The organism is Naasia aerilata (assembly GCF_030296595.1).
GTDB classification, from domain to species: domain Bacteria; phylum Actinomycetota; class Actinomycetes; order Actinomycetales; family Microbacteriaceae; genus Naasia; species Naasia aerilata.
In genome coordinates, this window is sequence record NZ_AP027731.1 from 2,441,660 (window position 1) to 2,455,819 (window position 14,160).

Annotated in this window: 8 protein-coding genes and 1 pseudogene; 8 read left to right on the forward strand and 1 reads right to left on the reverse strand. The window is 73.2% G+C overall.

Annotated elements, in window-relative coordinates:
* Nucleotides 1–71 precede the first annotated feature (71 nt).
* The 7 genes and pseudogenes from QUE51_RS12815 (at nt 72) to QUE51_RS12845 (ending at nt 8,977) form a co-directional block, all read left to right on the forward strand.
* Nucleotides 72–695, forward strand: coding sequence for a hypothetical protein (locus QUE51_RS12815; protein WP_286276754.1), 624 nt, complete (start codon nt 72–74; stop codon nt 693–695).
* Between the two features lie 148 nt (nt 696–843).
* A pseudogene (locus tag QUE51_RS12820) lies at nt 844–1,907 on the forward strand (BMP family ABC transporter substrate-binding protein).
* The gene (locus tag QUE51_RS12825) at nt 1,904–4,528 is read left to right on the forward strand and encodes an ATP-binding cassette domain-containing protein (RefSeq protein ID WP_286276755.1); all 2,625 of its coding nucleotides are present in this window, start codon (nt 1,904–1,906) and stop codon (nt 4,526–4,528) included. Before QUE51_RS12820 ends, QUE51_RS12825 begins: the two are co-directional and overlap by 4 nt.
* Nucleotides 4,529–4,676: 148 nt before the next feature.
* Nucleotides 4,677–5,195, forward strand: coding sequence for an ABC transporter permease subunit (locus QUE51_RS12830; RefSeq protein ID WP_286276756.1), 519 nt, complete (start codon nt 4,677–4,679; stop codon nt 5,193–5,195).
* Between the two features lie 256 nt (nt 5,196–5,451).
* The gene (locus QUE51_RS12835; protein ID WP_286276758.1) at nt 5,452–6,435 is read left to right on the forward strand and encodes a nucleoside hydrolase; all 984 of its coding nucleotides are present in this window, start codon (nt 5,452–5,454) and stop codon (nt 6,433–6,435) included.
* Nucleotides 6,436–6,548: 113 nt separating this feature from the next.
* Complete coding sequence (locus QUE51_RS12840; protein ID WP_286276760.1) at nt 6,549–7,028, forward strand: DUF6220 domain-containing protein; 480 nt, start codon at nt 6,549–6,551, stop codon at nt 7,026–7,028.
* Nucleotides 7,025–8,977: a multicopper oxidase family protein gene (locus QUE51_RS12845; RefSeq protein WP_286276761.1), complete on the forward strand. Its 1,953-nt coding sequence runs from the start codon at nt 7,025–7,027 to the stop codon at nt 8,975–8,977. Before QUE51_RS12840 ends, QUE51_RS12845 begins: the two co-directional genes overlap by 4 nt.
* A gap of 200 nt (nt 8,978–9,177) precedes the next feature.
* On the opposite strand, the gene QUE51_RS12850 is transcribed toward QUE51_RS12845, so the two are convergent.
* A complete protein-coding gene (locus QUE51_RS12850) occupies nt 9,178–9,849 on the reverse strand; it encodes a CPBP family intramembrane glutamic endopeptidase (protein ID WP_286276762.1) in 672 nt (223 codons plus the stop codon).
* A gap of 295 nt (nt 9,850–10,144) precedes the next feature.
* On the opposite strand from QUE51_RS12850, the gene QUE51_RS12855 reads away from it, so the two are divergent.
* Nucleotides 10,145–11,818, forward strand: a complete 1,674-nt coding sequence (locus QUE51_RS12855; RefSeq protein WP_286276763.1) for an Hsp70 family protein — start codon at nt 10,145–10,147, stop codon at nt 11,816–11,818.
* Nucleotides 11,819–14,160 lie beyond the last annotated feature (2,342 nt).

A 14,160-nucleotide genomic window follows, 5' to 3' on the forward strand; every position in this document is an offset into this window, starting at 1 on the left:
CGGGCGACGGAGGGCGACTCCGGGGAGTACGGGAACCTCCGCCAGACGATCGCGGCCATCGCCTTCGGCCGGTGGCCGACCTGGCTTGTCGGAGCCGGCCTTGCCGGGGGCTCCTTCTGCTCCTCGCCGGCATCTACAGCCTCGGAGCCGGCGACTTCTCGGCCCTCGGCCCGACGCTGGGCGGTGTCGTCGTGGCATCGCTGACGGGGACCGTCCTCAGTGCGCGCCGGCGGGCGCAGAGCCCGGAGAGCAGGGCGGCAATGGACAGGGCTGCCGCGCGAGAGAGGGCGATCCTCGACTCGCCGGCGGTGCGCTACCTGGATCCCGGATTCGGGGAGGCGCCCGACGTGCCCCTCTGGGCGGAGCCGTACGCGGCGCACCGGAGCCGCACCTTCCCCGTGCCCGAGCGGACCCTCGTGACGCTGCTTCGGAATGCGCTCTCGCGGTCACCGCATTTCGTGCTGTCCGAGGTGCACGACGGAGGTGCGACCGTCCACCGCAGGACGCAGCTGGCGTTCCACGGGGAGCGGTTCCTCCTCGAGTTCTCCGCCGTGGAGGAGGGGACGGAGGTCGGGGTCACCTTCCGGCCGCTGAGCCCCGCCTCGATTGGGACGGCCTCGGGGGTGTCCGAGATCGAGCGGCTCTTCCGCGTACTCGCGGAGGCCGTCGCGGAGCACCGCCCGGGCGGCCCCTGACCTGCAGAACGCTGAGGATGTGGCCTGCCGCGTGACTCTTTGTGACACGCTCGTTCGATAGCCGCAACACGCCGCGCCTAGCCTGGTTCAGGCAGCGCCGTCGCGCCCGCCGCAGTCCACTCCACAGCAGAACCGCAAGGGGACCCCTATGACTTCCTTTACGCGCCGGGCGGGCGCCGCCGTGTTGGCCGTGGGCCTTCTCGCCACCGTCGCCGGCTGTTCCGGCGCCAAGTCCGGCGGATCGGGCGACTCCGGCTCCGGCTCCGACTCCGGGTCCACCGACGCCTCGCTCATCCTCATCACGCCGACGCCGATCGGCTCCAACAACTTCCTCCAGCTCGCGAGCGACGGTGCCGAGGCCGCAGGCACGAAGTACAACGCCAAGGTCGACGTCTACGAGAGCGAGGACCCCGCGAGCATCCAGCAGAACCTGGATGCCGCGATCCGCGAGAAGCCCGACGTCATCATCGGTGTGAGCTTCAGCGTTCTCGACCAGTTCACCGAGGCCGCCGCCGACCACCCGGATCAGCAGTTCCTCCTCATCGACACCACTCCCGAGAAGCCCACCGACAACCTCACCTCGGCCGCGTTCAAGGAGTACGAGGCCACCTACCTCACCGGGGTCGAGGCCGGCCTGCTGTCGGAGAAGAAGAACGTCGGCGTGGTGGCGGCACTCGACACCCCTTCATCCACCGCTGGATCGATCCGTTCTTCGCTGGCGCCCAGAGCGTCGACCAGGGCGTGAAGACCGGCGTGCAGTTCGTCGGCGGTGACAACCCGTTCGGCGACCAGGCCCGTGCCAAGGCGCAGGCGCTGATCCTCGGCGAGGGCGGCGCGGACTACGTCCAGGCCGCGGCCTCCGGCGGCAACACCGGCGTGTTCGAGGCCGCTGCGCAGAACGGCTTCAAGGCGTTCGGCGTCGACACCAACCAGTGCCCGGAGTCGCCCGGCAACGTCGTCGACAACGCGATCAAGCGCGTCGACGTGGCGCTGCTCAACTCGGTCGGCGACATCCTCGACGGCAAGACCGGCGGCACCACCGAGTACGGCCTGAAGGAGGGCGGCGTCGGCCTCACCGGCCTCGAGGACGGGGTCGCCGACTCGCAGTGCCTCATCGCCGACCACCCCGACGTGATCGAGAAGGTCAAGGCCGTCCGCGACCAGATCGTCTCCGGAGAGCTCAAGGTCCAGGACCCGCTGACCGCCGGATGACGGACGCCGCCGCAGAGCTGAGAGGCATCAGCAAGAGGTTCGACGCCGTCGTGGCCAACGACGGCGTCGACCTCGTGCTGCGGCGCGGCACCATCCATGCGGTCATGGGCGAGAACGGCGCCGGCAAGTCGACGCTCATGTCGATCCTCTTCGGGCTGGTGCGGCCGGATGCCGGCTCGATCCTGGTGAAGGGCGTCGAGCAGCACTTCCGCGGGCCGCTCGACGCGATCGCCGCGGGCCTCGGCATGGTGCACCAGCACTTCCGGCTGTTCGACACCATGACGGTCGCGGAGAACGTGGTCTACGGGGCCGAGCCGACCAGGCGGGGGATCCTCGACCGGGCGGCCGCGGCGGCCAGGGTGCGCGAGCTCAGCGACCGCTACGGGCTGGACACCGACCCCGATGCGATCGTCGGCCGCCTCTCGGCGGGCGCCCGTCAGCGCGTGGAGATCCTGAAGGCCCTGCACCGCGACGCCGAGGTCCTGATCCTCGACGAGCCGACCGCCGTGCTCACGCCGGACGAGGTGGACTCGCTCTTCGCCGTGCTGCGGCGTGCGGCGGACGGGGGCGCGACCGTGGTGCTCGTCACCCACAAGATCCACGAGGTGCTCGCGGTCAGCGACGAGGTCACCGTGCTCCGCGACGCACGCGTGACCGGGCGCTTCCGCACGGCGGAGGCCACGAGCGCCGACCTTGTGCAGGCGATGACCGGTCGGACCGTGCAGGAGGTCGCTAATCCCGGATCGGGGGAGGCGGGCGACGTCGTCCTCGAGGTGGAGGGGCTGACCGTCGCCGACCGGGGCGTGCACCGGGTGCGCGACGTCTCCTTCGCCGTGCGCCGGGGCGAGATCGTCGGCGTGGCCGGCGTATCGGGCAATGGCCAGCACGAGGTCGTCGCGGCCATCCTCGGCCTCCGATCGGCCGATGGCGGCTCGGTCCGCCTGCTCGGCCGCGACCTCGCGGACCTCGACGTGCGGCGGCGGCGTGCGCTGGGGCTGGCGGTCGTTCCCGAGGACCGCCGCGGCGAGGGCACCGCCGTCACGATGACCACCGCCGAGAACCTCGCGCTCGGCCATCACCGCACCGCGCCGATCGGCGCCTCCCGCGGATGGCGGCGCGGGTGGATCTCGCTGCGCGCTCAGCGCGACATGGCCCGCCGCCTCATCGCGGACTACGACGTGCGGACGTCGGGGGCGGCTGCCCGTCGGCGCGCTGTCGGGCGGCAACGCCCAGAAGGTCGTCATCGCGCGCGAGCTGTCCCACCAGGCGCCGGTGCTCGTCGCCGAGCAGCCGACCCAGGGGGTCGACATCGGGGCGATCGAGTCGATCCACCAGCGCCTTCTCGACTACCGCACGGACGGGGGAGCGGTCCTGCTCGTCTCGCACGAGATCTCCGAGCTGCAGGCCCTCGCCGATCGGGTGCTCGTGATGTTCGCCGGGCGCATCGTCGCCGAGTACTCCCGCGCCGAGGCGACGACGGCCCGCATCGGTGCCGCCATGGCGGGCGCAGGCGAGCCGCACCGGGCCGCATCGTGACGGCCGCGCCGCCGACGGAGGCGCCCGAGCCGCGCACCGGCACCGCTCGGCGCCTGCTCGCCGTGGCCGCCCGGCACCCGGCCGTCGTGCCGATCGGCGCGGTGCTGCTGGCCCTCCTGATCGGCGCGGTCATCATCGCGGGCGCGGGCCTCGATCCGATCGCCGCCTACGCCGCCGTCCTCGAGGGGGCGCTCGAGCCGGACAGCCTCGACTACACGCTCTCGGTCTGGGGCTTCATCTGCGGGATGGCCCTCGCCGCCGCGATCCCGCTGCGGATGGGCGAGTTCAACCTGGGCGGCAACGGCCAGCTGGTGCTCGGCGGCCTGGCCGCGGTCGTCGTGGCGGGCGCGCTGCCCGGCCCGCTCGCCGTGCCGCTCGCACTCGTCGCCGCAGCCGTCCTGGCCGGCGGCTTCGGCGCGATCTCCGCCCCGCTCGCCACGCGCTTCAACATCCCCATCATCATCAGCACGCTGCTGCTGTCACCGGTCGCCGTCGCCGTGGTGTCGTTCCTGATCCGCTACCCGCTGGCCGAGGCGGGCTCGGGCGTCGCTCAGACGGAGAGGCTGCCCGAGAACGCGCGCATGTGGGCGATCGGCGGCCTCTCCTACAGCAACGTCGGCCTCCTGATCATCCTCGCCATGCTCGCGATCTTCTGGATCGTCGACTCCCGCAGCGCCGTCGGCTTCGAGCTGCGCGTGGTCGGCGCGAACCGCCGCTTCGGGGCGTACGGAGGCATCGTCGTCGGCCGGCTCGCCCTCGGTGCCATGGCCGCTGCGGGCGCCGCAGCGGGAATCGTGGGCGCCGTCATCGTGCTGTCCGCGCCGTACCGGCTCATCGACGGCGCGCTGCTCTCCCCGGGGTACACGTTCGCCGGCTTCGCGGCGGCGCTGCTCGCCGGCGGACGCCCCCTGCTCCTCCCGATCACCTCGATCCTCTTCGCCGTGCTCCAGGTCGGCGGGGCGGCGATGGAGCGCACGGCCGAAGTCCCGCGCCAGCTGTCCGACCTCCTCCAGGGCGTCGTGATCGTCGTCCTCGCCCTCCGCACCGTGCTCGACGCGCGCCGCACCGGACGGAGCGAGCACTGATGCACGTCCTCGAGTGGGGCTTCGTGGCCGCCGTGCTCCTCGCGGCGACCCCGGTCCTCTACGCCGCACTCGCCGGCGCGCTCTCGGCCCAGGTGGGTGTCTTCAACATCGCGCTCGAAGGCCAGATGCTCTGGGGGCGTTCGCCGCGGTGGCGGGCAGCTACTACACGGGCAGCGCCTGGGCGGGGATCGGGATCGCGATCGTCACCACCGCGCTCTTCGCGGTGGTCCTTGCCGTGGGCGCTGCGCGGTTCCGGGCGGATCCCATCATCATCGCGATCGGCACGAACCTGCTCGCGCTCGGCCTCACCGGCTTCCTCCTCCGTGTCCTCTTCGACGTGTCCGGCACCTTCGCACCGCGCGGCCTGCAGGGCATCCCCGCCATGGCGTTCCTCAAGGGCATCCCGGTGCTCGGGGAGGTGTTCGGGGGACAGACGGTGCTCGTGCCGCTCGCCTTCGTGCTCTGCATCGCGGCCGGGCTGTGGCTGCGCCGCACGGCCGGAGGCCTGCGCCTGCGGGGCATCGGCGAGCACCCGGAGGCCGCCGCCAGCCTCGGCGTCGACGTCGCCCGCACCCAGACCTGGACGACGATCCTGGGGGCGCACTGTGCGGCATCGCCGGAGCCCAGCTCGCCCTCGGCAACGTCACGGTGTTCACCGAGAACATGACGGCCGGTCGCGGCTGGATCGCGGTGGCGGCGGTCATGCTCGTCGGCAGCCGCCCCTGTGGCTGCCCGTCGCCTGCCTCGGCTTCGGCGCGGCGGAGGCCTTCGGCTTCCGGCTGCAGGGGCTGGGTGCTCCCTCCCAGCTCACTGACGCCGCCCCGTACGCGATCACCCTCCTCGTCCTCGTCGCCACCCGGATCCGCTTCGGCGCGGCCCGGCGCACCGTCTCCTGACCGCTCGCTCCCGCCCTGGAAGGACCCATGTCCGACGCTCAGCTCCGCCACGTGATCCTCGACACCGACACCGGGATCGACGACGCCCTCGCGCTCCTCTACCTGGCGGGCCGACCCGACGTCGAGGTCTCCGCCATCACGAGCGTGTACGGCAACACCCCCGTCGAGTCAGCGCTGACCAACATCGCGCGCGTCCTCGAGGTCGCCGGGCTCGAGGACACGCTCGTGGCGCGCGGTGCGGCGGGACCGATCAACGGGGAGCCGCGGATCGCCGGCCACGTGCACGGCAAGGACGGGCTGGGCGACCTGTGGTCGACCCCCATCTCGCCCAAGAACCTCTCGCCGCTCAGCTCCGCGGAGCTGCTGGTCGAGCTCGCCCGGTCGCGGCCGGGCTACTACGACCTGCTGCCCGTCGGACCGCTGACCAACGTGGGGATCGCGCTCGAGATCGAGCCGAACCTGCTCACGCTGTTCCGGTCCACCGTGATCATGGGCGGCTCGGGGCCGTTCCCGCCGCTCGGCGTCTCCCAGATGGTCGACGCGAACATCCAGAACGACGCCGAGGCCGCCGCTCGCGTGTTCGCCGCGCCGCGCACCGAGCTCGTGATGGTCGGCGTCAACGCGACGGCGCCGACGATCGTCGACGAGCAGGCGGTGCAGGCCCTGCACCGAGCGGGCACTTCGTGGGGCACCTTCTCCGCGCAGATCCTCGAGGCCTACATGGACTTCTACCAGGTGGCCTGGGGCAGGCGCGTCTCGCCGGCGCACGACGGGCTCGCGGCGGCCCTCCTCGTGCAGCCCGAGTGGATCACGTCGTCCGCACGGGGCCCCGTCAACATCACGAGCGACGGCTTCGCGACCCGCGCGCACCTGATGCGGACCGCGAACGGGCTTCCCGTCAGCTGGGAGACGACTCCGGCCCCCGACACCCTCGTCGTCCTCGACGTCGACCGGGAGGCGTTCCTGGCCGACTTCGTGCGCATCCTGTCCGGTCACGCGTCACGGATCTGAGGACTCTGGCGCGAGGACCGCGCGCAGTAGTACCTTTCGCTGAGCATTCGCTGGTAGTCGCCGTCATCGGAGACGGCGACGGCGGATGTCTCTCGTGAGGGGACAACATTTCCATGCGCAAGGTCTTCGTCGTCACAGCTGTGCTGCTGGCTCTCGACACCATCCTGCAGCTCTACTTCGCGGCGCTCGGACACTTCAGCACCGGCCAGGGTGAGCTGTTCGGCATCCACGGCTTCAACGGGGCCGTCGTGCTGCGCATCCTCGCCCTCGTCAACATCCTCGCCGCGGCGGGAGCCCGTGCCGGCAGGCGGACCATCTGGATGACCGTCATCGTCTTCCTGCTGGTTCTGCTCCAGACGGTGATCTTCATCCTCACCGGTGTCATCTTCAACATCGGCCCGGAGACGCCCGAGATCCCCGTCGGAGCCAGCATCCTGCTCGGCTTCCACGGCCTCAACGGCCTCGCCATCATCGCGCTCAGCGGCATTCTCGTCGGCCGCGCGATCCGCCACGCGCGCGGGGAGGCTCCTGCTGCCCGCACGGCCGCGCCGGTCGTCTCGGAGGGTGAGCGGGAGGACATCCGCCCGAGGTGAGCACCTCGCTGCTGCTCCTGCTCGACCTGGCGCTCGGCGCTCTCGCCGCCGCCGCGTGGACAGGAGCGGTGCTGGTCGCAACGAAGACGCCGTCCCGGCGGTCGGGCCTTCTCGGCACGGCCGCCGTGGCGGCGGCCATTCTCGCCGTCCTGGGGCAGGCCGCCACCGCCCTCGCCCTGACCGAGCGGGCGTGGGGGTTCGGCGTCGAGAAGACGCTCTTCGCGGTGCCGGTGCAGCTCGTCTTCGGCGTCCTCGCGGCGGTTCTCGTGCTGCCGGCGCTCCTCAGAGCCGCCCGAGGCGTGCCCTGGCGGATGTCGCGGTGGGCCCCAGCGGCCCTGGTCGCTGCCGCGGCCTCGTCCGTGGTGGGACTCGTCGCCCGCGGAGTGCTCGGATATGCGATCTCCCCGCTCTCCGCCGCGGTCCTCGTCGGCCTGGTCCTGCTCGCGGGGTGGCTCGCCCACGCGCTCCTGGTGAACAGGGTCCGGCGTCAGGTGGTCGGTGCGTCGGCGCTGGCGGCACTCCTGCTGGTGACCTCGGTCGGCTACTCGTGGGTGTCCGACGTCGCCGTCGCGGTCGCGCTCTCCGATCACGCCGGCCCGTTCGGGCATGGCGGACCCCACGGTCGGAACGCGAATGAGGCGCCGACGGCCCCCGCGGACCCCGCTCAGAGCGTGTCGGTCGCGGATCTGCGCACGGCGTCGAACGCGCCCGGGACGCTCCGCCACTTCGAGCTCACCGCCGGGCACCAGACGGTGACGGCGACGAGCGGGAAGAAGGTGGAGGCGTGGAGTTTCGGGTCCCTGCCCGGCCCCGAGCTGCGCGTCGACCAGGGTGACCTCGTCGAGGTCGTGCTGCGGAACCGCGACATCGACGAGGGGGTGACGCTGCACTGGCACGGCTACGACGTGCCGAACGGCGAGGACGGCGTCGCGGGCGCGACTCAGGACGCCGTGCTGCCCGGGGAGACGTTCACCTACCGGTTCACCGCAGACGAGCCGGGCACGTACTGGTATCACACCCACCAGGCGAGCGCGGAGGGCATCCGCCACGGCCTGTACGGAACGCTCGTGGTGCTGCCGACCGGCGGCGTCCCGGAGCAGGTCGACGCGACGATCGCCCTGCACAGCTTCGGCTCCGCGGTGTGGCTCGGCGACTCCGACCTGCCCCGCACCGAGCCGGCGGCCGAGGGCACGACGGTCCGCGCCCGCCTGATCAACACCGATCAGGTGCCACGCCGCTTCCGCGTCAGCGGAGCGGATTATCGCGTGGTCGCCGTCGACGGGCGTGACCTGAGCGGGCCCACTGACGTCTCCGCCGAGAGTCTGCGGCTACCGGCCGGCGGGCGGATGGATGTCGTGTTCACGGTGACGGCTGACGGGGTCCGCATCGGCACCGACGCGTCGGCGCGCGTCGCCGTCGGCTTCGGACCGGACGGCTCGGACCCGCTGAAGCTCGCGTCCGATGCGTCCGCACCGGACCTCGACCTGCTCTCCTACGGCTCGCGCGGAGCGCTGGATGCGCCCGCGCCCACGCGCGACGCCAGCCTCGTGCTGGACCGGCTTCCGCGCTTCCTCCGCGGCGTCCCGTCCAACGCGTACACCGTCAATGGCGCGGTGTTCCCGCACATCCAGAACATCGAGGTCACCGAGGGTGACGTCCTCCGGCTCACCGTGGTCAACCGCGGCTGGGATACGCATCCCATGCACCTGCACGGCCATCACGCCCTCGTCATCTCGCGCAACGGCGTGCAGGCCACGGGCGCTCCGCTCTGGGTCGACACCTTCGACGTGCAGCCCGGCGAGGTGTGGCAGGTGCTCGTGGAGGCGGACAATCCGGGCATCTGGATGGACCACTGCCACAACCTCGAACATGCCGAGCAGGGCATGATGATGGCCCTCACCTACCGCGGGGTCACGACCCCGTTCGACCACGAGCACATCTCCGGCTGAGTCGCAGCGGGCAGGCCCGCGCTCACCGCGGGGGAAAAGCCGCGCGTATCCGTCGCTGATTTCGAGACGATCGCTGCGCGATCTCCTCAATCAGCGGTGTTCTGGGCGGACAGGGGCCGGGCCCTCCACCGATGATTGAGGAGCCGCCCGCAGGGCGGCGTCTCGAAATCAGGCCCTCGAGACCACGGTCCCGCCGCTCCTCACACGGAGAGGGCGAGGGTGAGCGCGAGCCCGTTCACGAGGGCGTGCGTGACGATCCCGGGTCCGAGCCGGCCCGTCCTCGACGCGAGCCACCCGGTGATCAGCCCGAGCAGGAGGGTCGCGGAGAAGAGCGCCACGGCGGTGACGAGGTCGTGGGCCTCGTGCAGGTGCAGCAGGGCGAAGACGAGAGCGGAGCCGATCACGCTGATGTCGATCGCCGCGCGACGTCGGCCCTCGGTCGGTGGACCGCCGCCGGAGCGCCGCAGGATCGCGTTGCGCAGCGCGCGCAGCACGAGCCCCCGCATCAGCAGCTCCTCGGCGAGCGGCCCGACGACCACGACCACGACCGAGAACGCCGCCTGCAGGGCCACGGAGTCGAAGACCGTCAGGTTGCTGGTCGGGCGATCGTCGGTGGCTCCGGACAGCGCCAGCCCGACCAGGATCAGCGCCAGCTCGTAGACGACCGCCGCCCCGAGGCCGAGGAGCAGGTCGACCGGCCGGATGCGGAGGCCGAAGTCCGAGGAGAGGGAGCCGAGGCCGCGGCGCCGGCCGAGGACCGCGATCCCGGCGATCAGCAGGACGTAGATCAGAGCCGGCCCGGCCACACGGAGGAGATCCGACACCGCACCGTCCTGCGGAAGGAGCAGGCCGGCCAGGGGAGCGACCGCCATGACGCCGACCGCAAGGGCCGCGGCGGGGAGTCCCCAGCGGATCCGCCCCGACGGGAAGTAGTCGCGCGCCGCGTAGGGCGGACCGGCAGGCGCAGGCGGTCGCGTCGCGCCCCGCGCCCTCGATTCCGTCGCCCTGCTGATCGGAGAACTCTACCGGCGGGCGGTTCGCCGTGGCGTGGTCCCGTTCACCTTGGAGTCGTCTGATGGGGCGCAAAAAGCCATTACCCCGGCGAGCGGCCGGGAGTAGTGTGGCCGCCACCGCCTGCCCGGGGCGGGGGCACGTAGGGGTGTTTCGATGGCGTACGTCCTCGGTGTCGACATAGGAACAAGCACGACCGCGGCCGCTGTGCTCGCGGTGGACGAGCCCTCTGCGGTTCCCCTTCCCGTCCAGCTCGGCAGCCAGCGGAGCGTCGTCCCGTCGGTGGCGTTCGTGCCGGAGAACGGCCGCATCCTCGTGGGGGAGGCGGCAGAGCGCCGGGGCCGGGCTGCGCCGGATCGGCTCGTTCGCGAGTTCAAATCGCGCATCGGCGACGCCGTTCCCATCGTGGTCGGCGACCTCTCGCTGCCCGCCGAGGAGCTGTACGCCGCGGTCGCCCGATGGGTGGTCGACCGGGTCGAGGAGCGCGAGGGTGCGGCGCCCGAAGCGGTCGCGCTGACGCACCCGGCGGCGTGGGGCTCCTACAAGCTCGGTCTGGTGAGCGCGGCGCTGCGCGAGGTGGGCCTCGACGATGTCCTCCTCGTGACTGAGCCGGAGGCGGCAGCGCGGCACTACGCCGGTCAAGAGCGCGTCGCCGCGGGGGCCGCGGTCGCCGTCTACGACCTGGGCGGCGGGACGTTCGACGTCGCCGTCGTGCGGGCGGGCGACCGGGATCGGTTCGCCGTCCTCGGCCGTCCGCAGGGGATCGAGCAGCTGGGCGGGCGCGACTTCGACGATGCGGTCGTGCGCCATGTGACCGGCGCACTGCAGGAGCGCCTCGAGGGCCTCGACGCGGAGGACCCCGAGGTGCTGCTCGCGCTCGCGCGGCTGAGGAGCGACTGCGTCGAGGCGAAGGAGGCGCTCTCCTTCGACGGCGAGGCGACCATCCCGGTGATGCTGCCCGGACTGCACACCCAGGTCCGGCTCGTACGCGGGGAGTTCGAGGGAATGATCGAGGAGGCCATCCGCGACACGATCGCGCTGCTCGCCTCCGCAGCCGAGTCGGCGGGCCTCGACGTCCAGGACCTGAGTGTGGTTCTGCTCGTCGGCGGGTCGTCGCGGATCCCGCTCGTCGCGGAGCTCGTGTCCGAGGAGCTCGGCAGACCGGTCGCTGTGGACACCGACCCGAAGGCCGCGATCTCGCTCGGGGCCGCAGCGGCAGCGGCCGCAGCCCTGCGGCCTGTCGAGCTGCCCGTCGGGGCGTCGACGGAGCCCGTCCCGACGCCGACGGAGCCGATCGCCCTGCCCTACGCCCCGCACCCGCCGCGCTTCGGCGCCGGGGTGGCGGCGTTCGCCTCGGGCGGCGGCGACCTGAGCAGCCTCCGGACGCGCGCGGTGCTGCTGGCGGCCGCTGCCATCGCAGGCGTCCTCGTGTTCGCGGGGCCCGCCTCACCGACCGCCGTCGGCAACGACCCGTTCGCGTCCGAGGCCGCCCACGCCGAGGGCAACGGATCCGACGCCGTCGCCGCGACCGAGCTCCCCGCCGAGTCGCCGTCCGCCTCCGATGCGCAGTCGGCTCCGGCCCCCGAGGACACCACGCTCGACCTCGTCACCGCTCCCGACGAGGGAGCGAGTCCGGTGTTCACGCCGGTGTCGATGACGCAGCCGGCACCGTCGGCCGGAACGCCTGCCGGCGGCACCGGGGGACGCCCACCCAGGCTGCAACGCCGTCGAGCGGAACAGGGACGACCACGGACCCCGTCGCCGATCCGGGCGACACCACTCCGGGAACGGACACGGGCACGGGAACGGGAACCGGCGACGGCACGGTGACCGACCCGGGGACGGGCGGGACCGCCCCGGGGACGGGGGCACCGATCCGGGGACGGGTGGCACCGATCCTGGCACCGGCGGCACGGATCCCGGCACGGGCGGCACGGATCCCGGAACCGGCGGCACCGACCCCGGAACGGGCGAGCCCGACCCCGGAACCGGCGGCACGGATCCCGGCACGGGCGGCACGGATCCCGGGACGGAACCGGACCCGGGCACCGGCACGACCACCGACCCCAGCAGCACCGAGACGCCTCCGCCGACGGACACCGGCGACACCACGGAAGCCGTCCAGGCGGACGGCGGCGAGGACCCGGCCCCTCGGCGGGGTGACGGCTCGTGCGCCCGGTTCACCCGAGAACTGGACCGCTGCATCCGGTCCCCGGCACGCCTGCCGCCGCCCTGCTCGATGAGCTCGTCACCTCGCCTCGCGGGCGGATCGCGGTCGGCATCGCCGGCCCGGGCGGCAGCGGCAAGACCGCCCTGCTCGAACAGGTGGCCTCCCGCTATCGCGCGGCCGGCATACCGGTGCTGCGGGATGCGCCCGAGCGGCCGCCGCTCGGCCCCGCCGCGCTCGTGATCGACGACGCCCACGCGGCGCCGGTCGCGGCGCTGGAGCGACTCACCGCTCTGCTCGCGGAGCCGCGCCTCGACCTCGTCGTCGCCCATCGCATGTGGCCGCACCGACCGGAGCTGCGACGGCTCACCGCTGCGCTCGAGGAGCACCATCCGCCGGTCGTGCTCGGTCCGCTCACCCATCAGGAGCTCGCGACCCACGCCGCGGCGGTCACCGGATCGCCGCCCCCGGTCGTCACCGTGGAGGCGATCCGGCAGCTGACGGGTGGGCTGCCCTGGCTCGTGCACCGGGTGCTCGCCGCGGCGCCACGGGGCCGCGCCCTGCCCGACGTCCTCGCCTCGCGTGAGCTGATCGAGCAGCTGGGCGGCGAGCTCGAGGGGCTCGACGAGGGCGTGCACGAGCTTCTCGTCGCCCTCGCCGTCGGCTTCGATCTGTCGGGCACCCTCCCGCCCTCCCTGCAGGGCGCCGGGGACGTGGACGCCCTGGTGCTGGAGGCGCGGGCGGCCGGGCTTCTGCTGGCCGACGAGAGCGTGCCGCCCCTGCTCCGGGACGCTGTCCTCGGCGGGACACCCGCGCACCACGTGCACCTCCTGCAGCGCGTGCTGCTCGATTCCTACGTCGACGAAGGGCGCCCGCTGGAGCCGATCGCCGCCGGCCTCGCCCATGCCGGTCTCCGGGATCGCCGGGTGGCGCAGGCGCTCGCCCATCGCGGCGACGCGCTGCTGCCCGCGGCACCCGCCGAGGCGGCCACCGCCTACCGGGAGGCGATCGCGGCCGGCGCGGATCCGCTCGCGCTGGCGGCACGCCGGGCGCAGGGGGCGTGGGCGGCGGGCGACGGCCAGACGGCCTGGACGCTCCTCGACGAACTGCTCGCCGAGGAGGATCCGCCGGACCTTCCTCGCGCGGTGGCGACGGCCGTCGCTCTGTGGGAGGGGCGGGGCATGCTGGCACGCGCCGCCGAGACGTGCCGCTGGCTGGGGGCGGAGCGAGCCGGACCTGCGGCGCCCCTCGCCGTCGTGGCCATGCTGGCCGCAGGTGACCGAGCCGGCGCCGAGCGGATGTCGGCGGTGCCCGCGGAGGCCAGGTCACCGGGTCGTGCCGCCGTCGCTGCGGCGCTGATGGCCGAGGGGATGCTCGGAACCATCGAGGGTGAGGCGGGCGCCCTGGCGGCGCTCGTGCGGGCGTCGGACATGCTCACCGCGTCGAACCAGGTCGTGCCCCTGCCTGAGCTGCCGGCCGTCCTCGCCGCCCTCGTCGCGATCAGCTCGGGCGACCTGGCGGTGGCGGAGTCGGTGCTCGCCTCGGCTCTCGCGGGCGGACAGGGCGGCGAGGCCGCGCGCCCACGCCTCCTGCTGCTGCGCGCGTGGGTCGCCATGCAGGCGGACCGCCCGGAACGGGCGCGCGAGGCCATGGGCGCCGCGGTGGCTGCGCCGCGGGCCCTCACACCACGGGACGAGCTCCTCCTCCGCGCCCTCGAGGTCGGACTGGCCCGCCGCACCGACGACGTCCCCGCTCTCGTGCGGGCGTGGCAGCGCGCACGGGAGAGCGTCCTGCACCTGCCGGTCGACCTCTACAGCCTGCTGCCGGTCGGCGAGCTCGCGGTTGCGGCCGCCCGCCTCCGGGACACCCAGCGTCTGGCGCCGCAGCTCGACGAGGCCTGGCGCATCCTCGATCGGCTCGGCTCGCCGCCGCTCTGGGCCGTGCCGCTGCACTGGTCGGCGGTGCAGGCGGCGATCCTGGCAGACCGCCCGGCCGACCTCGCCCC

Excerpts from the sequence above, each read along its gene's own strand:
- QUE51_RS12850 (WP_286276762.1), bottom strand. The coding sequence starts at position 9,849 with ATGGCGGTCGCTCCCCTGGCCGGCCTGCTCCTTCCGCAGGACGGTGCG.
- QUE51_RS12835 (WP_286276758.1), top strand. The coding sequence starts at position 5,452 with ATGTCCGACGCTCAGCTCCGCCACGTGATCCTCGACACCGACACCGGG.
- QUE51_RS12825 (WP_286276755.1), top strand. The coding sequence starts at position 1,904 with ATGACGGACGCCGCCGCAGAGCTGAGAGGCATCAGCAAGAGGTTCGAC.
- QUE51_RS12840 (WP_286276760.1), top strand. The coding sequence starts at position 6,549 with ATGCGCAAGGTCTTCGTCGTCACAGCTGTGCTGCTGGCTCTCGACACC.
- QUE51_RS12855 (WP_286276763.1), top strand. The coding sequence starts at position 10,145 with ATGGCGTACGTCCTCGGTGTCGACATAGGAACAAGCACGACCGCGGCC.